This is a genomic window from Okeania sp. SIO2F5 (assembly GCF_010692685.1).
Classification (GTDB): Bacteria; Cyanobacteriota; Cyanobacteriia; order Cyanobacteriales; family Microcoleaceae; genus Okeania; species Okeania hirsuta.
In genome coordinates this window covers 14,008-40,704 of sequence record NZ_JAAHGU010000058.1, presented here as the reverse complement: position 1 = coordinate 40,704, position 26,697 = coordinate 14,008, and the positions used below count along the sequence as shown (strand labels likewise).

The following is a 26,697-nucleotide window of genomic DNA, read 5'->3' as shown; positions in this document are numbered from 1 at the left end:
GAATTGTGGGTCATAGCTGGGGAATATTTAGTTGAACTTGTCACAGATATGATCAATTTTAATCGGATGAAAAAGTTGAATTATCAAAGGGGATGAAAAGCTCTGTCAATGTTAAATAATATTTAATAGACTTGTCGCTTTATAACTTAAAAATTCCCCAAAAACCTTGTTCTGTAAGGATTGTAGCTATTGGATGGCAAAAATGCTGGGAATTATTGCTCTGTCTAGGTTAGAGTGATTTTTTCCCTTTATTTAGCGACAACTCTAATTATTTACCCTAAACCTCTTACCATTCATCCCATTATTAAAAAAAAATTTTTTAATTGGCTTACATTAGTGTTTTGAGCAAAATTTAGTTGAAAAATAAATCAACTAGATGTAATGGTGTGGGTTCGCGATCGCGAACCCATCACCTTCGCCAATAATGATGATTATCATCACAAATTATCTCACATTTTAACACTCATCTATAGCCTTTAAACCCCTATCTAACAATGTTTTTGAAGTGCTTGTCACCCCGTGAGCAAATTTTCCTCTGAATAGCGATTGCTATCTGAAGTATTCGGGTACTTCAGTTTAATGGGACTTACACAAAATAGAGTGATCAAATAAAATAGCTTCAAATATATACAGGTAGAGAGTTTTATTTCAAAAAGGTATAAATCCTTAACTAACAAGGGTTCCAGCTCTTTTTAGGGGGTTGACGTAATTCCCTTGCCTAGACTGACTCTTAGCCATTTTTCGACCATAAAATGTCTAAGTACCATTAACAAATTCATAGCTCAATTCAGCAACGCCAGATTTTTTTATTAAGTCTAAATACTTACTCAAACTTTCTGGCTTTTACATACTACATTTTGTAGCAAAAATGTGGGTTCAAAGATTGCTTGATTTAAAAGAACAAGGTATCTATAGCTATTTTAATGAAGTAATAGAAAATCGGATTGTCGAAGTAATTAAGCAGCAAAATTTAAAGGACAAACTTTAGAAGTAACCATGCAAACTTTAGAACGCTTTTATGCAGAAGGTTTAATGGGAAAAATAGATATGAATTCAGAAGGTCGTGAAAAAACTTTGGCAGTTTGGCGTTATCAATTAGAGCGTTTATAGCCGGAAGTGGAACCATAAGTAAGAAGATGTTATACCATTTTCAAAAAATACTGTTACAGTGCTTTATTCTGTTGGTAGGAGTTTTGAGATTAATACTGTAGCGACCTTTTTTTAATTTGGTATTAAGTGTTAGGTTTTAGGTTGAATTGAGTCAAGTACTAAGTTTTATTATGTTATATCAAATCTATTTGTATACTTATCGAAAAACCTCCTGTGACAACTTGCTTCTAGCTTCTGATAGAGGAGCTAATGTGCTTCGCCGACGCGTGGTTGTACCGCTGTTCTCCGCGACAGTCTTCCCTTAGTGGCTCATTGGGAAATAAAGTCTAAATGCTGAAGCACTTACTGATAAGTTATAACTAATTCAATAACTCTAGTAAAAAACAAATCAAAAACTGAGAAAAAGTGTCTAATTTTACAGTAAAAAATTCAACTAAAAAAATGGATATTATTTCAATACTTAAACAAGATTATCAAAAATTTCCTGCCGATCAAACCTACATTATCTATGCAGAAAATGTTTACTTTAAAGACCCATTGAATAAATTTAGAGGGATTGAGCGTTATCAAAAAATGATCGGTTTTATGAAAAGTTGGTTTAACGATATTGAACTTGAATTACACGATATTAGTCAGTTAGGAGATTTAATTAAAACCCGTTGGACACTTAGTTGGACAGCTCCTTTGCCTTGGAAGCCTAGAATGGTAATACCAGGATGGAGTGAATTAAAACTAAATACGGATGGACTTATTAACAGTCATATTGACTATTGGGATATTTCTCGACTAGATGTTTTGAAGCAGCTTTTTCAAGTAAATTAATGGGTTGTGCATCAAGAAAGTGTGGGAATGATCATATAATTATTGTCCCTAAATACTTTCAATCATCATGGAATTTCCTTTGTATGGCCATCATCAAACTCGGGTATCATGGAAAGACCAGTAAAGGAAGTCAACGATAATTATTGTCCCAAATGTCAACAAACTTTTCCTGCGGAATGCTGGGCAAACAGTTAAACTTTCGACACTTTATACTATCGTAGACAAGTGCCTCCTGGGGAGGAGCTACCCATCAACCTGAACAAATGCGCATGGTTATACAGGCTGATTTTGAGGGCAGTAGTTTAAGAGGAATTAGTCGCACAGTGAATAAGTGCCTATCATACACGGCCAAATTAAAGATTCAAGGCTTGACTATACCCATAAACTAACAACCCAACTAATTAGAGAAAACCAAAGGATAGTAGTTGAGGATTTAGGAGTAAAAAACATGGTCAAGAATTACAACCCACCCCTCTTGCTCCCCTCCCGGGAGGGAGATGGAGGTGGGTTGTGATGCCAACTGGGGAGAGTTAGTCAGGCAATTAGAATACAAAGCTGAATGGTATGGCCGTACATTAATCAAAATTGACCGATATTTTCCTAGTTCTAAGCGTTATTCTAATTGTGGTCATGTAGTAGAAAAATTACCTCTAAATATTAGAGAGTGGGATTGCCCAAAATGTGCTAGTCACCATGACCGGGACATAAATGCAAGTATAAACATTTTGGCTGTGGGACTCGCAGTGTCTAGGGGAGCCGTCGGATTGGCGACGTACTGTGGAGCGACCGTAAGACCAGAAGGGAGTAAATCCCGGAGGGCGGGTGCTATGTTAAGGCAGCTCCTCTGTCAAGAGGCAACAGAAAGCCCTTACCAGCGGTGTTAGGGAATCCCGCCCTGTCTCGTAGAGCAGCGTCGGTATGTATATGGGTTTATAGAACTCCAAACTGGAAAAACTTATTGGTATTTAATACCACGAGTTAATACCAAGTGGTTAAATTTAGTATATGAAACTGTCGCTGTTGATGCGGGATTATCAGAAACAAAAAAAATCATCTTAGTAGAAGATAGAGCTGGGTGGCACAGAAGTCAGAAAGTTAAAGTCCCATTAGGGATAATTAGAGAATATTTACCTCCATATTCCCCTGAATTACAACTGGCAGAAAGATTATGGGCATTAGTAGATGAACCTCTGATAAATAGACATTTTGAAAGTATAGAAGAAATGGAAGAGATTTGAGTTCAAAGGTGTCGTACTTTATCAACAATGACAACAGAAATCAAAAAGTTAACCAACTATTCCTGGCTAAACTCTACTTAGATATATACCTTTTTTTTAACCCGGATTTGTATGATATGCGAGATTCCCCATATGCTGGAAAACTCAAAAACCCGTTAAAGTTAAAATATGTAAAAATTTTTCAGAAAAGGTTAAGTAATTAATGCGCGTAATATTAATGACGGGAAAAGGTGGCGTTGGCAAAACATCAGTGGCCGCCTCAACGGGATTACGTTGTGCGGAGTTAGGCCATAAAACTCTGGTTCTCAGCACCGATCCAGCTCACTCTCTAGCAGATAGCTTTGATATGGAAATGAGCCACGAACCTCGGAAGGTTAGGGAAAATCTTTGGGGTGCTGAGTTGGACGCTTTGATGGAACTGGAGGGAAACTGGGGAGCTGTAAAACGTTATATTACTCAGGTTTTGCAGGCGCGGGGTTTGGATGGTGTGCAAGCTGAGGAGTTGGCAATTTTGCCGGGAATGGATGAAATTTTTGGTCTGGTGCGGATGAAGCGTCACTATGATGAGGGCGAATATGATGTTTTAATTATTGATTCTGCTCCGACTGGTACTGCTTTGCGACTTTTGAGTTTGCCGGAAGTGGGAGGTTGGTATATGAGGAAGTTTTATAAGCCTTTGCAGGGAATGTCGGTAGCATTAAGACCTCTTTTTGAACCTATTTTTAAACCTATTACTGGTTTTTCTTTGCCTGATAAGGAAGTGATGGATGCTCCTTATGAGTTTTATGAGCAAATTGAGGCTTTGGAAAAGGTTTTGACTGATAATACTAAGACTTCTGTGCGGTTAGTTACTAATCCTGAAAAGATGGTAATTAAAGAGTCTTTACGCGCTCATGCTTATTTAAGTTTGTACAATGTTTCTACAGATTTAGTAGTAGCTAATCGGATTATTCCTGATTCTGTGACTGACCCTTTCTTTAAAAAGTGGAAGGAAAATCAACAGCAATATCGGCAAGAAATTCACGATAATTTTAGACCTTTGCCAGTGAAAGAAGTACCTCTTTATTCTGAGGAAATGTGTGGTTTGGCTGCTTTGGAAAGATTGAAAGAAACTTTGTATGGAGATGAAGATCCTAGTCAGGTTTATTATAAGGAAAATACTGTTAAGGTAGTGCAAGAAAAGGGTAATTATAATTTGCAATTATATTTGCCTGGAATTCCTAAAGAGAAAATTCAATTGAATAAAACTGGCGATGAGTTGAATATTAGAATTGGTAATCATCGTCGGAATTTGGTTTTGCCTCAAGCTTTGGCAGCTTTGCAACCTGCGGGGGCAAAAATGGAGGATGATTATTTGAAGATTAGGTTTGCTGAGGCGGTAAAAGTTTAGGTTAGTTATTTTTTTGTGGGAGCAGGTTTTGATTTTTTTCTTTTGCTTAAAGCACAAAGATTAGATTTAAGTATGCTCCTACAAGAGAAAATTAAAAGTTAGTCTTCGATAAACTTGAACCATCAGCCATTTTTATGTATTATTACCTCACAGACTAAAAAATTATTTTTTTTGATATTAAATTAAAAACTCTTACGAAATAGTTTTGATAAATATGGAAATAGGTACAACAGAAGCAGCATTTTTACTTAATATTTCCACTGCTAGACTCCGGGTACTACTAAAAGAAGGCAGAGTTATAGGTGCTCGTAAGGTTAAAAGGTTTTGGATGATTCCAGTTAATGGTCGCGGGATGCCAGAAATTACACCAGGTCGTCGCGGTCCAGAAGGTACTTGGAACAAGAATCAACGTACAGGCAATACCTTTATTCATGTTTTACGAAAGACTATTGACTATAACCGAGACAATAAAACTTCTCATCCAGCAGTTGCTGTGAAAGTAGGAGGTAAGAAAGATTATTGTCACGCTCTCAAAATTGATGGACCTTGCCAAATCGTTTATCAGCCACATCAACCGAACGACAGTCAAGCAGGCGGAGCTCGTCTGTGGATTGAGGTGGAACCACAACATATTGTAGAGCGAATCTACTTCTCGAATGGAGATTATGGTCCGCCCCCGGAAGTGACTGAGCAGAGAGAAAAGCTTAAAAGAAATAGGAAAAGTCAAAAGTCTTCCCAGAAGAAGCATTCGAGAAAATCGAAATTTTAAGTTATTTACCCTCGACAGCTAAAAAAATATCTACAACAGCATGAAGTGCGGAATGTCGGTTGAAAGAAAGGGAAAAATAATTTTTCTCTACTCCCTACTCCTTGCTCTCTGATAGTAAGATTTTTATCTGAGGATGTTCTAATAATTTTGCTGCGTCTGCTAATAGTTTTTCGCCCCAAAGTTCTTTTTTAAGACGTTGCAAGTTTCCCCAATTTTTATCTAATTTTAATGCTGCTTCAGCTATTGTTAAACCTTTAGGAATTTTACCTTAACCTAATAATTATCAAAACTTTAGTAAAAATTTCTTTCAGTTTGTACCAGCCTATTTTAGTGAGAATATTTTTTATGTTTTGACTAAATATTTGTTCAGCAAAATCAGGATTAATTTCCTGGCCTTTCGTTATACTGGCATAACTTTCTTTAAAACGTAGCAGTCTGTACAGTGCAGTACCTCTAAAATACCAAGCTTGATAATAGTCTGGTTTAAATTCTAGAGCCTTATCATAAGCAGAAATCGCCTCTTCATATTTGCCTAAATTTAATAGAGAATTACCTTTATTGTTCCAAGCTTGATAATAGTCTGGTTTAAATTCTAGAGCCTTATCATAAGCAGAAATCGCCTCTTCATATTTGCCTAAATTTAATAGAGCAATGCCTTTATTGTTCCAAGCTTGATAATAGTCTGGTTTAAATTCTAGAGCCTTATCATAAGCAGAAATCGCCTCTTCATATTTGCCTAAATTTAATAGAGCAATGCCTTTATTGTTCCAAGCTTGATAATAGTCTGGTTTAAATTCTAGAGCCTTATCATAAGCAGAAATCGCCTCTTCATATCTGCCTAAATTTTTTAGAGCATTACCTTTATTATACCAAGCTGCGTCTTTGTCTAGTTTAAATTCTAGAGCCTTATCATAAGCAGAAATCGCCTCTTCATATCTGCCTAAATTTTTTAGAGCATTACCTTTATTATACCAAGCTGCGTCTTTGTCTAGTTTAAATTCTAGAGCCTTATCATAAGCAGAAATCGCCTCTTCACATTTGCCTAAATCTAATAGAGAATTACCTTTATTATACCAAGTTGCGTCTTTGTCTGGTTTAAATTCTAGAGCCTTATCATAAGCAGAAATCACCTCTTCATATCTGCCTAAATTTTTTAGAGCAATGCCTTTATTGTTCCAAGCTTGATAATAGTCTGGTTTAAATTCTAGAGCCTTATCATAAGCAGAAATCGCCTCTTCATATTTGCCTAAATTTTTTAGAGCATTACCTTTATTATACCAAGCTTGGTCATCATCTGGTTTAAATTCTAGAGCTTTATCATAAGCAGAAATCGCCTCTTCATATCTGTCTAAATCTGATAGAGCAATGCCTTTACTGTACCAAGCTTGGTCATCATCTGGTTTAAATTCTAGAACCTTATCATAAGCAGCAATCTCCTCTTCATATTTTCTGTCTGATGCTAGTATTAATCCCTGTTCAAATAATAGTTTTCCTTTCTCTTCATCAGGATTATTTTCATCTTCTATTAAATCTTGAATCTCCAAAAACTTTTGCCTTCTTTCTTCAGAAGTTAAACTCAGATATTTCTGATAATCTCCTTCCTGAATAATTCTAGATGACTCTTGAGCTACTAACCCCGGATCGGACTTAAATTCAAAAGTATTAGAACGCCAATCAAAAAAGTCTGGGCAACGATGAATAAAATATTTCAAAGCATACACAGGCAGGATAAAAACAAAGCAAATATTAAAGTCATCCCTGAATTTTTCTCGATGTTGATTGAGGTGACTTAAAATTGGAGGAACGCCTTTTTCACTGTATCCTCCGCATCAATATCTTGTTCATCCGCAGCAAAATAAACCACAAATATTTTCTGTGATTCTAAGTATTGTTTAAGTCTGAGTAATTCAGTCGATTTTCCTGCCCCACGATGACCAGCATAAAGTTGACAAGTCATCCTATTTGAACGCTTAATTTTTCTGCCTAAATCTACTAAAACATCTCCATCTCCTCGGACTTTTTTACAGTCAACATAAAGGGGTCTCCTGCTGGTAATGGTTGAAATGGATCGAAGGAGTTGTAGAGATTTGTTAGAAGTTCTTCTACATCTATTTTTTGATCAATCATAATAATTCTATTAAGTAGTTGTTTAATTAATTGATAATGGATAATGAATAATTGATAAACCTCATCCAAGCCCCCCTAAATCCCCCAAAATTTGGGGACTAGAGCAAGCAAATTGACTCTTGTTCCCCCCAAAGTAGGGGGGCTAGGGGGGCAAAATTCAGTTATCAGTTATCAGTCAAATAATTTTTAAAGGAAGTTTAGGGGGAAATTCCTACCAAAAGTTTCCAACTAATCCGCATTAGAGGCTGTCTGAGAAGTCCCTTATGCTAAATCCAAGCCCCCTAAATCCCCCAAAATTGGGGGACTAGAGCAAGCAAATTGACTCTTATTCCCCCCAAAGTAGGGGGGCTAGGGGGGCAAAATTCAGTTAACAGCTAATTTCTTAACTGAACAGGCATAATTAAATAAGTCATTTTTACCCCACCCAATGGATTTAAAACCACCGGACTTGTAGCAGTATTTAACTGAATAGAAATCTCCGAAGCTGAAGGAATAGCCTTCAAACCTTCAATCAAATACTTAACATTAAAAGCGATTTCTTCCGGTTCATCAGCAGAAATTTGTGCTGCCATAGACTCTCTACCACTACCCACATCTTGAGCATCTACAGATAAAGAAATTTCCTGATTAACACTATCAATAGTACACTTCAAAATATTATTCTTTTGGTCAGCCAAAACAGCAATTCTTTCCACTGCTCCTAAAAATTCTTTCCTATTAACATTAATTTGATTAGTAAACTTATCAGGTAATAATTGTCCGTAAGCTGGATATTGACCCTCCAATTTTCTACTCGTTAAACATTGTTCTCCTAGCTCAAAAATTACCTGACCTTCATCAAATCTCAAGGCAACAGCTTCAGATGATTGACGCATTCCAATCATTCGTTCAACCTCTCGTAAAGCTTTTGCAGGAATTGTTACTTCAAACTCTTCAATTTCTTCAATCTCTTCTACTTCTGACTCACCCTCTGGTGCCACACTTTCAGTCTTAACAATTGCTAATCTATGACCATCAGTTGCTGCAAATTCTAAACCATCTTTTTGTACTTTTAAATGTACTCCTGTTAACACTTGTTTTGTTTCATCAGGACTTGTGGCAAATAAAGTTCCTCTCAAACCATTAATCAAAGCTTCCGGTGGTAAATTGACAACCTCCCCACCTTCCACATCTGGTAATTCCGGATATTCCTCTCCTCCCATACCTCTAACTTGATAACGACCAGATGTAGAAGTAAGAGTGGCGATCGCTTCCCCTTCATCATCATCAATGGTAATATTACCATCTGGTAATCTGGAGACAATATCATTAAATAATTTGGCCGGTAAAGTAAAACTCCCACCTGTTTCTACAACTGCCGGAAAATTTGAACGAATACCTAAACTTAAGTCAAACCCTGTTAATTCTAAGCGTTGATTTTCTACATCTGCTATTAATAAAACATTTGCCAATACTGGGTGGTTAGGGCGAGAAGGAACTGCACGACTGACCAGAGAAAGATTACTATTTAAGTCACTTTGAGTACAAGTTAATTTCATTGGAGTTTACTATTATTACTGGAACTAGAAGCTTTAAAAAAAATTTACCAATAATTTGGGTTTAAAGCTGCACCCTAGAAGGATAGCTTTTTATAGTCAGTGTAATAAGGTCTGAAGAACAATTGTTAAGCGAATTGTTACAGAAAAATCTGATGAGGAGACTTGACGAAAGAGGAAAATTTTACACTCATGTGAAAATCCCCGCACCTGAAGGTGCGGGGAGGATGTCAACAGGGACTTAAATTCTAAAATTCTTAGGTTAAGTAATGTAGACTTCTAACTTAACATTCTGCCGACGTTGTGCTTAAGCGACAACGCGGGATTCCCTAAAATCACTCATAGAGACCTTCTGCTGCCTCTTGACAGAGGAGCTGCGCTAACATAGCACCTGCCTCCAAGATCGAAGCTCTTTTTGGCCTTACGGTCGCTCCACAGACTGAAACTGCTACCCCAGCAGCTTTATTCTTTTGAGAATAGCACATTATTTTAAGAACCGCATGGGTTGATTGGTTTTCCTCCCGACGCTCCCCTCCCAGGAGGGCAGGGCTGTTTCATTCTCACTCTAGGTGTAGATTTATAGAGTCATGAGCAGACTTTACCCCAAGTTTGGCCTAATATTAGCTTAACTGGCCATTTTTTGTGATGCAAAGCAGTGCGATCGCGTCGCGGTGTGTAGTACTATCGCCACCAACCAATGTCAAACTAACCCAGAAATTGCCCTCTGCTGTGTGATCGCAACTTCATATTAATTCAGATCAAAAAATCGATTTAATACCACACTTAAGTACAAACAGAAAGTATATATTTGAGATGATTACTCAAGTACGCGCTTCGCTGCTTTAATTCCAGCAAAACCATGTATCCTTAGTAGAGTTAACACCCAAGTTTTCGCTCATCGACAAATTGATGGCAGAAAAGCCTGATTTTTGAGGACTGAAATCTTCTTCTCAAATTACATCCTTTACCCAATTTAGTTGATTTTCAATTAACCAATGTCCTCGAATCCCAGACCCTAGACTAGCAGATAACCCTGAGAGAGAGCAAAGGTAATAACTGATACTTTCTACTGATTTTGACCCACGATTACCACTGGGTTTGACTCTGATTACACAACCTGCATCTTGCCATAAATCATCAAGATTATTCGGTATATGAAAAACCTCTACTTCTGTTATGGTCTTGCGATTTCTAGTTTTTTCGTCATTTATATACCTTTTAACGGTTTTGCTTGATTTAACTTGCTGTTCTATTTGTGCATATAATAATGGTTGATTCCTTTTAACTTTGACTAAATAATCATTTTGAGTTTCGATAATTCCCGCCACGGTTTTTTTTGGCAGTGTAAAGCATCAAGGGTAAAAACTACTCCTTTTAAGGGCTTTGTTGCACAAAAAACAAAAAAGAGGAATTAGGGTAAAAATACCTGTAAGTGGCACAAAAAACCAAAATCCTAATCCAGAGATGAGTAAGTCCAAACCAAAGTCTAAGTCCAAGTCTCGTTATAGAGTAAGCAATTGGTCTGAATATGATGCTTCTTTGAAACAAAGGGGGAATCTGACATTTTGGCGAGCGTGATTAAGTGATAGAGCAGTGGCTAAACCAAGAAAAAACTGGATGTCGGGGGGCATCTAACACCTACAGTAACGTCGCTATTGAATTAATGGCCACCCTGGCTACTCTATTTAACTTGGCAGGACGACAAACCGAGGGATTGTTGGAATCTATATTTACCTTAATGGAATTAGAGCTACCAGTACCAGATCACAGTATCTTGTCCCGTCGCCTGAGTAAATTGAATATTGAAATACCAGTAGTCCCACCCCGTCGCCCAAGAGGCCATGCATCTAGTCGTAGACTCTACAGGGGTAAAAGTGTATGGAGAGGGAGAATTGAAAACAAGAGTTCATGGTATAAGCAAACGTCGGACATGGCGTAAATTGCATCTGGGCGTCAATGAAGCAACTGGAGAGATTGTTAGTGCCGTGGTCACAACTAACAATAGTTAGTGACGATCAAGTATTTTCCGATTGATTGGAGGGAGTAGAAGGTGAGATTAGGCAAGTCTTTGGTGATGGAGCCTATGATCAATGCAAGTGTTACCTTGAGGCCAGTAACAGGGGAGCAAAACCAACCATACCACCCCGTAAAAATGCAATCATCTGGCATCATGGCAACTGTAAGGCTCCAGCTCATCCCAGGGACTCCAATCTTAGAGAGATTCGTAGAGTGGGACGTAAAAAATGGAAACGTGAGAGTGGATACCATCGGTGCTCCTTATCTGAGACAACAATGTTGAGGCTCAAAGTGATATTTGGAGGCAAGTTGCGACAACGAAAATTTGATACTCAAGCAGTGGAGTTGTTCATACAATGGTCTATACTTAATCGTATGATACAGAACTGTAAGCCAGAAAGCTATAAAGTAGAATTCTAATTAATTTCTCTCGCAGGGGAGTGTTGCGATCGCAACAAAGCCGCAACAAAGCCGTAATAAAATCTCAAGTTAATATCTGTGGAAAATGTGGAAAACCCAAAAAATCCCTATTATATCGATGATTTCATCAATAAATACCCTGTGGAAAACCTGTGGAAAACTTAATTTTTGTTCTCCTGTATTATGTTATTCATACAATCTATGAACTCAGAAACTTGAAAATATTGAAACCCACATTCCGTACGACAAAATGTAGTACATAAACAGGGGGGACTTGAGTAAGTATTTAGACTCAAGAAAAAAAACCTCAAACTGTAATTCTAGACAAGAGGTGAAGATCAAAAAAGAGGAGAAAATGTCAATAGAAGTAAGTAACTTAGACCATCTAGGGAAAGTATTATATCAGTTTAAAAAAATACTGCTCCATTAATTTTTTTAAGTAGTTAAGAAAAACCTTGATTCCAGTATAAATAGAAAATCATTTTTCCCAATCCCTGAGTACTAACTCCCGATTCATTTTTTTACATTCACATTAGAAACAATCTTTAATGACGACTAGAAAAATTAATCCGATCGCTCAACTGCCTGAGAGTTTGGCCTAAGTTTAAATCATTCTTTTGTAGCTGGGCAATCTTATCGCAACTATATATAACAGTTGTATGGTCCTTTCCACCAAAAACCTCCCCAATTTTTGGCAGACTTAAATCAGTATGTTGTCGCATCAAAAACATTCCAACTTGTCTGGCCAAAGTAATTTCTCGTTTTCTAGAACTTCCTTTTAAATCTTCTATAGACACATTAAAAACTTCTGAAACAGCGTTAATAACTGCTTCTGGAGATGCCTCTAATTTTTCATTTTGTGGATTTAAAATAGGTGCGACATTCTCTACAGTCATCGGCAAACCTGAAATAGAAATATAAGTAACAACCCTGGTCAAAGCACCTTCCAACTCCCGAATATTTGAAGGATATCTAGAGGCGATATACTCTATTACATCCCTAGGCAAAACCATATTTTCATACTCAGACTTTTTCAGTAAAATTGCCATCCTAGTTTCCAGATCGGGAGCTTGAATATCAGCAATTAATCCCATAGAAAACCGAGAGCAAAGACGTTCTTGTAAACTAGGAATTTGATTAGGAGGTCTATCAGAAGCTAAAACTACTTGTTTACCAGCTTCATGCAAAGTATTAAAAGTATGAAAAAACTCTTCTTGAGTATATTCTTTGCCCTCAATAAATTGAATATCATCTACCAACAAAACATCGGCGGTTCGATAATGTTCTCTAAAACTTTGGAGGCTATCTTTACGAATAGCAGCAATTAAATCATTAGTAAACTTTTCCGTAGAAACATAAAATATTTGAGAATCAGAAAAAATATCCAAACGATAATGACCTATAGCTTGCATTAAATGAGTTTTTCCTAAGCCTACTCCACCACATAAAAACAAAGGATTAAACTCTCTTCCTGGAGATTCTGCTACTGCTAAAGAAGCTGCATGAGCCATACGATTATTCGGACCCACAACAAACCTAGAAAACATATATTTCGGATTTAGATTTGCTGGCTTAGGCTTTTGATTAGATAAACTTTCTGAAAGATCGGCAACCTTATTTTCAGACCATATAAGTTCTGAATTATCTTTACCCACACTTTCTCCCACTGTCGTAGTTAGGTAAATTTCTACAGGATGACCGAGAATATCATGTACAACATCAGCAATAGTTTTTACATAGTATTTCTGTAACCAATTTCGAGCAAAAGGGTTAGGTGTACAAATTACCAAACAATTATTTTCTAGTTGTTGGGCATTGGCTGTTTTAATCCATGTTTCAAAAGTAGGTCGGCTTAATTGTAATTGTAATCTTTCTAAAACTTGGTTCCACAAATTATCAAGAGAAATTTCCACTGCTAACCCCTTTTTATATTAATATAAATAGAAAATCAATTAAATATTTGAAGCAGCTTGTATTATGATATTGCAATAACCCCGGAAACTTTCCACCATGCGCACTGCTTACCAATATAAATTAAGGCCCAAAAAAGAGCAAATAGCCACCATAGAAATGTGGTTGGAATTGCTGCGTCGGCAGTACAACTATCGGTTAGGTGAAAGATTCTCATGGTGGGAAGAAAATCGCTGCCCAGTTAACGCCTGCCCCTTGGTGATGCCAATTCCTCAACTAAGAGACCATCCAAATTATTACTCTCAAAAAAAAGATTTAGTCAATACCAAAGACAAATTTCCTGAGTACAAACTGATTCACTCTCAGGTTTTACAGGATTGCATAAAACGGGTAAAATTTGCCTTTGATAGATGGTTGAAAACAGACAAAAATGGACAGAAATCAGGAAAACCAAGGTTTAAGGGAAAAGGACGTTATCGCAGTTTTACTTATCCTCAAATCAAACTTGACTGTATTGAAGGACACAAGATCAACTTACCCAAAATAGGCAAGGTAAAGTTGATTCAGCATCGACCAATACCAGAAGGGTTTATAATTAAAACTGTGACGATTACTCGTAAAGCTGATGGTTATTATATTACTTTATCTCTAGAAGACAAATCAGTTCCAGCTTTGAGTTGTGAAGTTGAACCTACATTAAAAAATACTCTGGGAATCGATATGGGACTGAAGGAATTCTTAGTAACAAGTGAAGGAGAGTCTGTCCCCATCCCTCAATACTATAGAAAGTCTCAGAAGCGATTAAAGACTTTGCAAAAACGTTTATCTCGAAAGAAAAAAGGAAGTAAAAGGTGGTTAAAAGCTGTCAAAGCTATAGCCAAACAACATAAAAAGGTTGCCGATAAACGTAAAGATTTTCACTTTAAAACAGCCAATTCATTGTTATCAAAAGCTGAAGTTATTGCCCATGAAAACTTAAATATCAAAGGGCTAGCAAAGACCCGTTTGAGTAAATCAATTAATGATGCTGGATGGGGCCAATTCTTGTCTATTTTAACTGTCAAAGCCGGAAATGCTGGACAGAAAACCATAGCAGTAAACCCCAAAAATACTAGCCAAGATTGCTCAAATTGTGGGGAAAAAGTTCCCAAAGAATTAAACATACGAACTCATTCTTGCCCGCACTGCGGCATAGTAATAGACCGCGACTGGAATGCAGCGATAAATATCAAAAATAGGGCGGCAGGGCATTCCGTCCTTAAAGCTCGTGGAGCCCGATGCAGTGGCAGGGCTACGAAACGAGAAGCCCACACAATGCGCGCCAGCGAGCGTGTGGGAGTATGTCACCATCTAACCTAACTCAAAAACCCGGCACTGAAAGTGGGCATAATTGCTAGAGCAAAAATTTATTGACAAAGCTCCATGTTATGTCCTAACTAATTAAGTCCAGTCAATGAGAAGCCCATTTCTAATTGTGAGATTAGTAGTGGGAACTGTTACCTAAAATTCATATAATCAAACCTTTAGATGGCACAAACTTTATTATTTAATGCTCTCCGTGCAGCCATAGATGAAGAAATGGCCCGTGACCAGGCTGTATATGTTCTTGGTGAAGATGTAGGTCAATATGGAGGTTCGTACAAAGTTACCAAAGACCTTTATGCAAAATATGGGGAACTGCGTGTCCTTGATACTCCCATTGCAGAAAATAGCTTCACAGGAATGGCCATAGGTTCAGCTTTGACTGGGTTAAGACCCATTATTGAAGGCATGAATATGGGCTTTTTACTATTAGCCTTCAACCAAATTTCTAATAATGCTGGAATGTTGCGCTATACCTCTGGTGGTAACTTCAAAATACCATTAGTTATTCGTGGCCCTGGTGGTGTAGGTCGCCAGTTAGGTGCAGAGCATTCCCAAAGATTAGAAGCATACTTTCAAGCTGTTCCTGGCCTGAAAATAGTCGCTTGCTCAACCCCTTACAATGCTAAAGGCTTGCTCAAAGCAGCTATTCGTGATGATAATCCGGTCCTATTTTTTGAGCACGTCCTCCTTTACAATCTGAAGGAAGACTTGCCAGAAGAGGAATATTTGTTACCTATAGACAAAGCGGAAGTGGTACGGACAGGAAAAGATGTAACTATTTTGACCTACTCTCGAATGCGTCACCACGTTACCCAAGCAGTAAAAAGTTTGGAAAAACAGGGTTATGACCCAGAGGTAATAGACTTAATATCTCTCAAACCTCTAGATTTTGAAACTATTGGTGCTTCTATTCAGAAAACTCACCGGGTAATTATTGTCGAAGAGTGTATGAAAACAGGTGGTATTGGTGCTGAGTTAATTGCCTCAATTAATGAGAGATTATTTGATGAACTAGATGCACCAGTTCTACGTTTATCTTCACAAGATATTCCGACACCTTATAATGGTACGCTAGAAAGATTGACAATTGTACAACCAGAGCAGATTGTTGAAGCAGTACAAAAAATGGTGGCAATGCAAGTTTAAGTTGAAGTAATAAGCAAGAAAACTGATGAACTTTTTTGACTTAAATTAACTATAAGGTGAAATTGCTGCAAATCTTAGTTCTACTTCTGCCTTTAATTAGTTGTCAATTTTTTGTTGTGGATATGGATATAGATGTTCCTCTAGGAGCATCTGTATCTAAATTATCTTGTCTATTTAAAGATAGTAATTAGTTAGTAGGAAAAGTACTCAGGAGTCAGTTTTTTATTTTTCTTGATATTGCCCTGTTTCAAGATTGCTTAATTCTCTATTCTGTAATTAATGAAAATGAAAAATTATATAATTAATATCTATTTCAAGCTAAGATAAATTTCTGGAAAAATTGATTTCTCAGTATTAATATTATAGGTAAAAAATAATTGACCTATATTGAAATTGAATTGACTTGATAAATATTTGTTCAGAACCATCGGATATTGATATTTAGTCAATAAAAGCTTTCTAAAAAAGCTCAGTATACAGAAAAGTAAAATATTACAACTTTGTCCTAGTGGAGACGCTGCGCAAACGTCGAAGAGTCAGAAGTCAGAAGTTAGAAGTTAGAAGTTAGGAGATTTTGTTTGCTTTGGTCTGAGGAGTAGGCTCCTGGCCTTAAGCCTTATGGGGTCTAATTTCCCACTCTCATCTGCCCTATCTACAAGCTAATTTGTGTCTCCTGAGTTCTGCTTTAAATCATCTAGATATACTGGTTTTAGTTAGTTAAATTATGCGCAGACAAAATTCATATATAGCCTTAGTTCTAGTTCTAGTCACAGCATCAGTAACAGTATTAACTCAGATTCTAATTCGTTTGGGATTAGACCTCACAGGTGGAGGGACTAGCAATAGAATATCAACTGCAAAGACACCTATTAGCAAAGCAAGAGCTATTGAGAAACAGTGAAGATGAAGAGGCCATCACTAAAAACCTTTCAAACCACCCATCATTAACAACCAACACATCGGAGGCACCGTACCAGAACCAGTCCCCAGTGAAGATAATTGGAATATACTTGTCCGTTTTACACCAGAAGCGGCAACAAAGTTTGCCGAACTGACCAAAAATCTGGCCGGAACTGGACGTAGTATCAGTATTTTTCTCAATAACCAATTATTGATCGCCCCAACTGTTGCTGTTAAATTTGCAGAAACAGGCATTATGAGCGAACAGGCCGTAATTCCAGTTAGATTGACGGCCGAACAAGCACAGGACTTGGCCATAAAACTAAGTGGCGGTGTTTTACCCATTAGATAAAAAAATAAAATAATATTTACAAGACTTACGCATTTTTGAGATATATAGACTATGTATCTATAACTATAACGTTATAGTTTTTGCTCACCACAAGTAGTTTTTTTGCCTAAGTCCTAAGTTATCAAAATACTGATTTCAACTAGTCAAATCATGCGCAGACAAAATTCATATATAGCCTTAATTCTGGTTCTAGTAATAGCATCAGTAACAGTATTGAATCAAATTCCGATTCGACTGGGACTAGACCTTCGAGGTGGGTCACAACTTACTATTCAACTACAAACCTCTGAAGAAGTTCCCACTATCGACGAACGAGTCATGGAAGGAGTACTAAAAATTGTAGAAAATCGAGTTAACGCTTTAGGTGTATCAGAATCAGTAGTTCAATCTCTAGGACAAGACCAAATTCTTGTCCAACTACCAGGAGTAAATAACCCAGCTCAAGCAGAACGAGTTTTAGGAGGTACCGCTCAACTAGACTTCCGCGAACAATTACAGGGTACTGAACAACAGTTAGCAATTGAATACCAACTACAAAGACAACGTTTAGTAGAGCAAGAATTACTGACAAATAGTCAAGACCCAGAGGCCATAGCTCAAAATTTAGAATCTCTAGAAAAAACAAATCAAGCGATCGCCGGACTATTCAAAGAACCCACCATCAAAGGCCAAGACCTGAGAGATGCTTTAGCAGAACCGGAAGCTCCTGGCTCTAATAACTGGAATGTGGCCTTGCGCTTTACCTCTGAAGGAGGACAGAAGTTTGCGGAACTTACCAAAAATTTAGCAGGAACTGGACGTAGTATTGGTATTTTCCTAGATGACCAACTTTTGAGCGCTCCTACTGTCGGGGTTGAATTTGCAGAAACAGGAATTACTGGTGGTAATGCAGTGATTCAAGGTAGATTTTCACCCGAACAAGCAAATGAATTGGCAGTACAACTCCGGGGTGGGGCACTGCCTGTGTCAGTAGAAATTGTGGAAAATAGAACTGTTGGCGCAACTCTAGGTCGAGATAGTATTCAGCGTAGTGTTTATGCAGGAGCTGGTGGCCTAATTTTGGTATTAATATTTATGGTAGTTTATTATCGACTTCCTGGCATGATTGCTGATGTGGCTTTAGTTATTTATTCTCTGTTTACCATTGCTAGTTTTGCTATCTTGGGAGTGACTTTGACATTGCCAGGAATTGCTGGTTTTATTCTGAGTATTGGTATGGCAGTTGATGCTAATGTTTTGATTTTTGAACGGACAAGGGAAGAGTTACGAGCTGGTAAAACTTTATATCGTTCTGTAGAGTCTGGCTTTTATCGGGCTTTTTCCAGCATTTTAGATGGTAATGTCACAACCTTGATTGCTTGCATAGCACTATTCTGGTTAGGAACTGGTTTGGTAAAAGGTTTTGCTCTAACCTTGGGAATTGGTGTAGCTATTAGTATGTTTACTGCTGTTACTTGTAGTCGTACTCTAATGTTTTGGGCGATCGGTTTTTCCCAATTCCGCAAACCAAAATTATTTTGCCCAGAGTTAAATTGAAGTAGGACTAACCACAAATCTAACCAAAACGCTTATTTGTCTTTAAATGGTTAGTCCAGCCCACTTTTTTCAAGTAAACGTTATTTTAATCACAATACATCGGGATGCGAGGTCAGTTCCGACCTCTATAAAATCAGTTATATAGCAGTACAAGAATTGGGCGGGGACATTTTTCAATCCTAAAACCCTTTTACCGAAAATTTGTGGTGTAAAGCCTCCTCTTTTAAGCTATCCTTTACCCATAAGTCTTGAAACCCTTGTGGGGAGAAGGGGAGCAGGGAGCAGGGGAGAAAGGGGAAAAAATCATAGTAGCTAAGTAAAACTACTGAAGTTATCAAAATAAATGTATTTTTCCATACATTGTTTATCCCGAAAAAGCCGATCCAAGACTTACACATAACTCGTCTATTTTGTCAAGTTTTATGTTAAGGAAGATGTGGGTAATGGATAGCCTTTTAAGGGGATAATAAGAGGATAATAAAGAAAAATTTTTATGATTAGTAAATCCTATCCGTTTTAAAGGAAAGGTGATTATTAGTCTGGAGAGTACAAAGTTCTTCCCAAGAAAAATTTGCATTGAAGGCTGAAAGTATTACTGTAAAACCTTACAGTACTTACAGCTCTGAATAAAGAGTTTTTAACCTTTAGAGCGCTGAAAGCCTTAGCTAGGAATAGTTATTTCAAGAACTTTGCACTGTCTAGTTATTAATTATTAATTATTAATTATTAATTATTAATTATTAATTGTTCCCTATTCCCTAGCACCTATTCTATAAAATCAGTAAAAAATGAAAATCAGTGTTATTGAACAGCGATCACTATGGTGGACAATTTCAGGAGCGATCATCATTAGTGGTTTAATTGCAATGGTCATTTCTTGGACTAGGCCAGATATTGCAGCTCCTTTACGTCCAAGTTTAGATTTTGTTGGTGGTACTCGCCTGCAACTTGAACTAGATTGCAGTATGCCTAACAGTTGTAATGAAGCTATTAACGTTGGTGCTGTTAGAGAAATAATGAGCAATCAAGATTTAGGTAATAGCAAGATTCAAGTTGTAGGAGAAGAAAAACAAGCTCTTGACATACGCACCAAAACTCTAGATGTTGATAATAGAACTAAATTAATCGCTGCTTTAAGTTCAGAGTTTGGTGAATTCGATCCAAGTTCTACACAAATTGATACTGTTGGCCCTACTTTGGGACGACAAATTTTTACTTCTGGAATATCAGCTCTCCTGGTTGCTTTCTTTGGTATTACTGTCTATCTAACTTTTAGATTCCAGTTGGACTATGCAGTATTTGCTTTTGTCGCTCTGTTCCATGACATATTAGTGACGGTGGGTATTTTTTCAATTATTAGTTTAGTAGTTGGTGTTGAGGTAGATAGTTTATTCTTGGTTGCTCTACTAACTATTATTGGATTTTCGGTTAACGATACAGTGGTAATTTATGACCGAGTTAGGGAAGTAATTAAGCGCTATCCAGGAGAGTCAATAGATCGTATTGTTGATGATGCAGTCAATCAAACTTTGACCAGATCTATTAATACTACTGTGACTACTCTATTACCGTTAGTAGGCATTCTTCTATTTGGTGGTGAAACTTTAAAGTATTTTGCCTTAGCTTTAATTATTGGTTTTATTGCAGGTTCTTACTCTAGTATTTTTATTGCTAGTACACTTTTAGCTTGGTGGCGCGAGCGTATTGGTCAATCTATTCCTAACCCAGTAGTAGAAAATTTTCAATTACCAGAAGACCAAGAAAATACTGTTTAGGGTTTGCTGAAAAAGTCTTATGGGTGAGGGTAGGAGACAGGAGACAGGAGACAGGAGACAGGAGACATGGTTACTTAGAGGAGGTAGGAGTAAGAATTGTAAGAATAATTTTTCTGCCCAACTATGCGCCTAAAATACGCTCCTTTTTGAGGGTTTTAGACTGAAACAGGCGCACTGCAATTCGACCCCAAAAAGGCTAAAACTTTTATCTGTAAATACTTTGAGATTTAATCAGCAAGCCCTATTTAAAAATAACTATAGGAAAATGATAATTTGAAAATTATAATACTTAATTTTTCCCTATTTCTTCTAAAAAGTTTTGTCATAGTCTTTGATTAAATTGGTATATCATAAAAATTTACTCTTGCTTATTTCTTCCTCAAAATGAACAAAGATGATCCAGTTTTAAAAGTCCGAGTCGAAAGACTTTACAGACTAATCATCTACGTTAGATGGCTGATAGTTGGGTTGCTTTGGATGAGTATTGGTTTTCTAAGTCTCTGGAGTTTACGCAGAGAAATTTCTTTGTGGGCAGAGCATTTTACTTGGATTGCTGTACGTTACGCTTTGATTTATCATAGGTTACCGACACTTGGTTTAGGTTTGTGTATTGGTATGACAACTGCTGTTTTAGTTTGGCAAAGTAGACATATTCTTTGGGGTTTATCTCCTGAAGAACAAAAGCGTTTAGAAGAACAAGTATGTCAGATTCGTGCTCAAGGACCTACTAATATTTTGTGGAAGTGGGTAATTAAAGATAACTCAAATTAATTCTTATTAGGGACTTTAAATAATTTAAATAAAAATATATTTCTTGAGTAGCAGGGTAATTTCATTCTAGATTTTGACAATGAATTTATTGATTTTCAGACAGGGAAAGATAAATTTCCTAAAGCTGTAAATAACGTGGTTTAGTCAATGCATAAAATGGCACAGTTTAGAATGAAACAGCCCTGCTTTAGTAGGGAGCAGAGATGAGGAGGTGTCCAAGAATTGGATAATTGATTTTTTGCTATTTCCTTATACCAAATTCATCAGAAGTTGCATAAAATTATTTTCGTCAAAGTTGACTTTAGATCGAGATATACAAGTTAATAAATTTGATAGTTCTATGCCACTTCAGATTAAATTGGTATAATACACAATACCTAAAACCTCATTCTGTGTAGCTTTACATGAAATAGGTATTAGTTAGTAGTAGCATTACTACAGTTTTTGATTTTAAAATACTAGAAACTAGAAGTAAGTGCTGATTATTTAACTCGGAGGATGAGAAAAAAAGTAATAAGGTTAGACTGACTTTTTTTTACTGAACTAAATCAGTTATAACTATAGCTACCTTTAAACTGTAGTATCTGTATCCTATCTAACTAAATGAAAATTACTATAGCGTTTTCAAATGAGATGTCAAACAAGAGTTAGTTATTCACTAACAGTAAAAAGTCCGGCAAACCTTCTTACCTGTTGCCTCTAACATGATTGCCTTTTGTCTAAAAGCGTCCATTTTTTTTTACGCAACTCAAATGAAATTACTATATAACTGACAATTTTTTATCCTGAAAACAAAGGCAACAAATTATAGAAGGAAAAGTTTCAAACTTATTAAGTATATTTTGAATTTTTTACATAGGATTTAGGATTGCTAATATATATAGAAAAAATTTTAAAATTTTATATTTTTTAATCTCAATGTCTGGAATTTAGCAGATACATAATGAAGAATTTTATATCAAACTAAAAAAAAACAAAATAGGTAAAATTTATTCTTTAAGTTCTACAGTTATAGTATGTTTAAAAACTATATATTGGTACATAGTTTACTTCTATTTGCCCTGAAGACGTAATAGGAGAATCTATAAGTTTTTGATAAATAAAGATAATTTTCTGAAAACCATCTTTAGTATTGTGCAACTGTACTGTCTTTATAATTCTCAATTGATTGTAATAATAAAAATTCAATTATGCAATTTTTCTTGAAAAAATTTCCGCTAAAATTAAAATATAAAAAAATATCTAAAAATTCAATAAAGTACCCTCAATTACCATTTTTTTTGATAATTAAACAACTTGCCTTTCACGCAAAAGATAATCGTTATACTGGCAGTATTAAAAATTTTTTAGTTTTTTTGATCTTTATATCTTTGATCTATATAACAGTGCTAGCTCCTTTCGTAAAAACAGGAGTCAAAATTTTCGAGCAAACTATAAAAAAAATTGACATTGTTCAAGAATGGGTACAAGAACACTTCCAGAAAATTAGTCCATTGTTTCCCCCATACTATGGTAAATCCGATCGGTTTCTCCCTTATGTAGTTCATACACCTTATTTGATTGACGATAGTCCTCCTGGAGCTTACGATTTTACTCTAGAACAAAATGGTAAATTAAAAATTCCCATTCCAGCACCCTGTCAAGGAACTATTCTTAGAACTAGATTTCAAGGCACAAATGGAAGTTTTACAACTGCCCAAGGTGCAGGTCAGATAGTTGAACTTATGTGTGATGGGACTAATTATTATTGGTTGATGGGTCATTTAGTTCAAGGTTCTCCACCAAGAAGAGGAACAAGAATTAAGAAAGGACAACCAATTGGTATTCAAGGACTTACAGGAAGAACTTCTGGTTATCATGTTCATGCTCAGATTCACTATCATAGTGGGCAAAGAATCACTAACAGAAAGATTACTCGCCCTTTTGTTGAAAATTACATCAAATTTTTGAGAAAAGGTTCTTATTTGGAATAAATAGGCAAATATGAGAAAGTCACACTTAAATTAATAAATCTTAATAAATATCAATTTCTGGCAAAAATTGTAGTTTGTTATTTTACTTATGTTTAGCAGTTAAGAGCATCTATCAACAGTTAATACTAACTATTTTCATATTCAGCGCTGGCAATGAATTGATTTCATATTTTCTATTTTCACTCGCCTTAACTTTGTGTTTACAAAAGTTTGCTCATAAATCTTGATGTTAAACTGTTACCATCAAAAAATTAATTTATCTTAACGTAAATATTTAACCCTAATTGCTAAAGTTTGAGATAACTTACATATAAGGGGTATCTGTTATAATACCAATTGAGTGTACATAATGATGTAAAGGATAAGTATTATTCGCAGTAGCAAACTCTCTAAATTAGATATTTTTCAGATTATTAAGTCTACCTTGACAGTTTTTTTGCTCACAGGTCAGCTCCAAAGTTACAATAAGACAGTTAAGAAATTACAAATATCAAAATTTGCTATTATTTAAAGATTGACACCACAGTGTAAAAATTAACATAAAAATTCAAATAATTAATTAATTTGTGTTAGATTACAGAAGAATAAACAACAAAAGATCGATCTGTAATGACCGTAACTACAAAAAAATCATAAGTATGAGGATAATTAAGAGTGACTTTTGCTCGAATTAAGTTGTTATACTGGAAAGTACTTAGTTTTTCCCCAATTAGACTTCAACTATCGCAGATAGAATAAAATTAATTATCATAATATAGGAATCAGTAATAATACTGAACCAACAAGTCTTGAAAATATTAGCAGTCAGCAGTTGGGCAAAATTTTTATCTATAGTTAAAATTAAGTCCTATGTTTGAAAAAACTATGAATACTTCTCTAAATTCAACATGATAAATAGCGGAGCTAAATTAATGTACAGATTATTGCTAGCATTAAACTAATAAAAATAGTCACCTAGAAATCTTACCAACCAACCCTAAGATTAATAGGAGATGTAATAGTAAGAGTAGGTGCTAAGAAAAAAAGGAGGTGTAATAGAAAAAAATAATAACTATAGTTCATCCCTTTCTGGGATTGATTAAAAGGTTTATGGTTAGCGTGTTATTTTTCATCTGTTAGATGAGAAATGAAAACCCTCATCTAAATTCTTACCTCATAAAGTGGGAAGAGAAAGGGGGGCAACTATGAGGTACACCCTTCATGTCTAAATAGTTGTCATTTTTGATAATGAGTAGCTGATACATTAATTTGAGATTGCTTGTGTCAGTTTCTTTTAATTGTTAATAGGCTGAAAGCTTAAGTTATGTTACTAACATATTAGATAGCCTAAAGCTTAAAAATTTATTGTTCATAGCAAACACAATGCGAGGTTACGATCAAACTCTCAGTATTGTAGATTCCTATTCAACTAACTAACATTCAGACAGGCAACTAGAAAGTAGAGTTATGGCTCTAATCCGACAAAGAAAGACTTTTACTCTAGCTCAAGCTCTCAGTAAAAGATGAGAAACGTACTAAACGCAAATACATAGTCAGACAGGTAAAAGTTCCAGAATAGTTCATACTTGTCTGCTAGTAAAAATTTTGAATCTATATACTTACGTAAAAGTAAGTTATGGGAAAAAAAGGTAACTATGCGGGTTCTTCTCAATGAGGAGATCAAGGTTTGTCATCACCAGAAAGGTTAAGTAAAACTTGAATCGTCTTGAATGACGAAGATTCTGTTGAGAATGTCTCCAAAAGAGTATTGGCCTGTGAGACCCAAGAGGAGCTACAAAGCAGTTTAGTAAGGATAATAAAAATGATGTTGGCACGACTACCAACCATAATCTGACACTTTAAACACGAGGGAAAAAAGTTCAATATTAATAAAGTAAGCCCTGCAATAAATATTTATTCAAAGCTTACTTAGAGAAATGCCCAATTTCGAAGACAAAACATAAACCATATAGGTTTGGTCACTAGCTATACTGTCTTAACATAGACAGAAAACTTCTGTAAAGTAATTTATTCTTCAATTTAAGGAGCATGAGGAACGCGACATGATCCAGACTAACAACGTAATCGAAACCAAAATTCAGCCTGAGCTAGATCCTAGCGAATTGTTTCCGCAAACCCCAGCCAGACAACCAGATAATGAGTTAGACATCTTAATCACAGAGAGAGAAGGATATACAGATACTCAGTCTGATGAGGACATTCTGAAGTCTGGTAAAGTTGCTAAGTCTCGTACTAAGACTGCGACTGCGGGCAAAAAAAAGCATTACACTGAAGATTCTATTCGCCTTTATCTACAAGAAATAGGACGAATTAGGTTATTAAGAGCTGATGAAGAAATTGAACTAGCGCGTAAAATTGCAGATTTACTGGAATTGGAGCGAATTCGAGAAGAACTAATGTATCATTTGGATCGAGAACCACAAGTTAGTGAGTGGGCAAATGCTGTAGACATGGAGTTGCTAAAGTTTAAGCGTCGCTTAATACTTGGACGTAGAGCTAAAGAAAAGATGGTACAGTCTAACCTGCGTCTCGTGGTTTCGATCGCTAAAAAGTACATGAACCGAGGTTTGTCATTCCAAGATTTGATTCAAGAAGGTAGTTTGGGATTAATTCGAGCCGCAGAAAAATTTGACCATGAAAAAGGGTATAAATTTAGTACCTATGCAACTTGGTGGATTCGTCAAGCTATTACCAGAGCGATCGCAGACCAATCTCGTACTATTCGTCTACCAGTTCATCTGTATGAAACTATATCCCGGATTAAGAAAACTACCAAACTTCTTTCTCAAGAAATGGGTCGCAAACCTACAGAGGAGGAAATAGCAACTCACATGGAGATGACTATAGAAAAGTTGCGTTTTATTGCTAAGTCAGCTCAACTGCCAATATCTCTGGAAACTCCTATAGGTAAAGAAGAAGATTCTCGACTTGGAGATTTCATTGAGTCAGATGGGGAAACTCCTGAAGACCAAGTATCCAAAAATTTACTACGAGAAGATTTGGAAAGTGTTTTAAATAGTTTAAGTCCACGGGAAAGGGATGTATTACGCTTACGATATGGTTTGGATGATGGTCGGATGAAAACTTTGGAAGAGATTGGTCAAATATTTAATGTAACTCGCGAGCGGATTCGACAAATTGAAGCAAAAGCTCTCAGGAAGTTACGACATCCAAATCGTAATAGTATCCTCAAAGAATATATCCGCTAGAGAAGTTAGGAAGTTAGTTGGTTCTCTATTACTTAGTTTTCTGAGTTCTGTTACTACAGAAATTGTAAGTAGTAGAAGTCAGCTAGATACTATTAGTCAAAGTAGAGATACTCAATTTGTTAAGAGATCAAATATAATTGTTCCTTTTGATAGGGTGTGAAAAACTGGTAAACCCTATCAAAAGGTAATTTTTCCTAAATCATTGTTTTGTGACTAGCATTTTTGTTGAATCGCTCAAAGAGTATTGGATATTATTTTCAGCGCTAAAAGAAAAAATCTGACTATAATAGACTTGTCGCTTTATAACTTAAAAATTCCCCAAAAACCTTGTT

General features: G+C 36.1%; 21 protein-coding genes and 1 pseudogene. 16 read left to right on the top strand and 6 right to left on the bottom strand.

Translation table 11 applies throughout. The features are described from left to right. The first annotated feature begins 1,551 nt into the window (after positions 1-1,551). The 6 genes from F6K27_RS18395 to F6K27_RS18380 all read left to right on the top strand — a co-directional run bounded on the left by F6K27_RS18395 (position 1,552) and on the right by F6K27_RS18380 (position 5,329). Positions 1,552-1,932, top strand: a complete 381-nt coding sequence (locus F6K27_RS18395; protein ID WP_124146679.1) for a DUF2358 domain-containing protein — start codon at positions 1,552-1,554, stop codon at positions 1,930-1,932. Between the two features lie 331 nt (positions 1,933-2,263). Then, positions 2,264-2,446 carry a transposase gene (locus F6K27_RS33770; RefSeq protein ID WP_353735323.1) on the top strand — a complete coding sequence of 61 codons (183 nt, stop codon included), beginning with the start codon at positions 2,264-2,266 and terminating at the stop codon, positions 2,444-2,446. Beyond that, positions 2,430-2,816 carry an RNA-guided endonuclease TnpB family protein gene (locus F6K27_RS18390; RefSeq protein ID WP_353736014.1) on the top strand — a complete coding sequence of 129 codons (387 nt, stop codon included), beginning with the start codon at positions 2,430-2,432 and terminating at the stop codon, positions 2,814-2,816. The genes F6K27_RS33770 and F6K27_RS18390 overlap by 17 nt, the downstream gene beginning before the upstream one ends. 3 nt (positions 2,817-2,819) lie before the next feature. Continuing rightward, positions 2,820-3,170 carry a transposase gene (locus F6K27_RS33765; protein ID WP_353736015.1) on the top strand — a complete coding sequence of 117 codons (351 nt, stop codon included), beginning with the start codon at positions 2,820-2,822 and terminating at the stop codon, positions 3,168-3,170. Positions 3,171-3,372: 202 nt separating this feature from the next. Next, positions 3,373-4,560: a TRC40/GET3/ArsA family transport-energizing ATPase gene (locus F6K27_RS18385; protein ID WP_124146668.1), complete on the top strand. Its 1,188-nt coding sequence runs from the start codon at positions 3,373-3,375 to the stop codon at positions 4,558-4,560. Positions 4,561-4,774: 214 nt separating this feature from the next. Continuing rightward, complete coding sequence (locus F6K27_RS18380) at positions 4,775-5,329, top strand: DNA-binding protein (protein WP_192901183.1); 555 nt, start codon at positions 4,775-4,777, stop codon at positions 5,327-5,329. 263 nt (positions 5,330-5,592) lie between these two features. On the opposite strand, the gene F6K27_RS18375 is transcribed toward F6K27_RS18380, so the two are convergent. The 5 genes from F6K27_RS18375 to F6K27_RS18360 all read right to left on the bottom strand — a co-directional run bounded on the left by F6K27_RS18375 (position 5,593) and on the right by F6K27_RS18360 (position 10,319). Beyond that, positions 5,593-7,041, bottom strand: a complete 1,449-nt coding sequence (locus F6K27_RS18375; protein ID WP_287284616.1) for a tetratricopeptide repeat protein — start codon at positions 7,039-7,041, stop codon at positions 5,593-5,595. 77 nt (positions 7,042-7,118) lie between these two features. Continuing rightward, positions 7,119-7,286 (bottom strand): hypothetical protein, encoded by a 168-nt coding sequence (locus F6K27_RS33760; RefSeq protein ID WP_353736013.1) that lies wholly within the window; start codon positions 7,284-7,286, stop codon positions 7,119-7,121. A gap of 35 nt (positions 7,287-7,321) precedes the next feature. Next, positions 7,322-7,456, bottom strand: a complete 135-nt coding sequence (locus tag F6K27_RS33755) for a hypothetical protein (RefSeq protein ID WP_353736012.1) — start codon at positions 7,454-7,456, stop codon at positions 7,322-7,324. 374 nt (positions 7,457-7,830) lie between these two features. Then, positions 7,831-8,994 (bottom strand): DNA polymerase III subunit beta, encoded by a 1,164-nt coding sequence (gene dnaN, locus F6K27_RS18365; protein WP_287277789.1) that lies wholly within the window; start codon positions 8,992-8,994, stop codon positions 7,831-7,833. Positions 8,995-9,941: 947 nt separating this feature from the next. Further along, entirely contained in the window at positions 9,942-10,319 is a 378-nt protein-coding gene (locus F6K27_RS18360) for an ISAs1 family transposase (protein WP_161564590.1), read from the bottom strand. 136 nt (positions 10,320-10,455) lie between these two features. Here F6K27_RS18360 and F6K27_RS18355 point away from each other — a divergent pair. Further along, positions 10,456-11,427, top strand: a pseudogene (locus F6K27_RS18355) (IS5 family transposase). A 545-nt stretch (positions 11,428-11,972) separates the two neighbouring features. On the opposite strand, the gene dnaA reads toward F6K27_RS18355, so the two are convergent. Continuing rightward, complete coding sequence (dnaA, locus tag F6K27_RS18350) at positions 11,973-13,340, bottom strand: chromosomal replication initiator protein DnaA (protein ID WP_287277788.1); 1,368 nt, start codon at positions 13,338-13,340, stop codon at positions 11,973-11,975. A 97-nt stretch (positions 13,341-13,437) separates the two neighbouring features. Here dnaA and F6K27_RS18345 point away from each other — a divergent pair, with 97 nt between their 5' ends. The 9 genes from F6K27_RS18345 (at position 13,438) to rpoD (ending at position 26,365) form a co-directional block, all read left to right on the top strand. Continuing rightward, positions 13,438-14,697, top strand: a complete 1,260-nt coding sequence (locus tag F6K27_RS18345; RefSeq protein ID WP_287277786.1) for a transposase — start codon at positions 13,438-13,440, stop codon at positions 14,695-14,697. A 168-nt stretch (positions 14,698-14,865) separates the two neighbouring features. Then, on the top strand, positions 14,866-15,849 hold the full coding sequence (locus F6K27_RS18340; protein ID WP_287277784.1) for an alpha-ketoacid dehydrogenase subunit beta: 984 nt from the start codon (positions 14,866-14,868) through the stop codon (positions 15,847-15,849). A gap of 724 nt (positions 15,850-16,573) precedes the next feature. Further along, a complete protein-coding gene (locus F6K27_RS18335; RefSeq protein ID WP_287277782.1) occupies positions 16,574-16,750 on the top strand; it encodes a hypothetical protein in 177 nt (58 codons plus the stop codon). A gap of 39 nt (positions 16,751-16,789) precedes the next feature. After that, a complete protein-coding gene (locus F6K27_RS34375; RefSeq protein WP_375340855.1) occupies positions 16,790-17,101 on the top strand; it encodes a hypothetical protein in 312 nt (103 codons plus the stop codon). A 150-nt stretch (positions 17,102-17,251) separates the two neighbouring features. After that, positions 17,252-18,637: a protein translocase subunit SecD gene (secD, locus tag F6K27_RS18325; RefSeq protein WP_287277778.1), complete on the top strand. Its 1,386-nt coding sequence runs from the start codon at positions 17,252-17,254 to the stop codon at positions 18,635-18,637. A gap of 788 nt (positions 18,638-19,425) precedes the next feature. After that, a complete protein-coding gene (gene secF, locus F6K27_RS18320) occupies positions 19,426-20,412 on the top strand; it encodes a protein translocase subunit SecF (protein ID WP_124145685.1) in 987 nt (328 codons plus the stop codon). A 384-nt stretch (positions 20,413-20,796) separates the two neighbouring features. After that, positions 20,797-21,183, top strand: coding sequence for a hypothetical protein (locus F6K27_RS18315; RefSeq protein WP_287277777.1), 387 nt, complete (start codon positions 20,797-20,799; stop codon positions 21,181-21,183). A 1,385-nt stretch (positions 21,184-22,568) separates the two neighbouring features. Next, complete coding sequence (locus tag F6K27_RS18310) at positions 22,569-23,156, top strand: M23 family metallopeptidase (RefSeq protein ID WP_161564591.1); 588 nt, start codon at positions 22,569-22,571, stop codon at positions 23,154-23,156. 2,042 nt (positions 23,157-25,198) lie between these two features. Continuing rightward, entirely contained in the window at positions 25,199-26,365 is a 1,167-nt protein-coding gene (gene rpoD / locus F6K27_RS18305) for an RNA polymerase sigma factor RpoD (RefSeq protein WP_287277775.1), read from the top strand. Positions 26,366-26,697 lie beyond the last annotated feature (332 nt).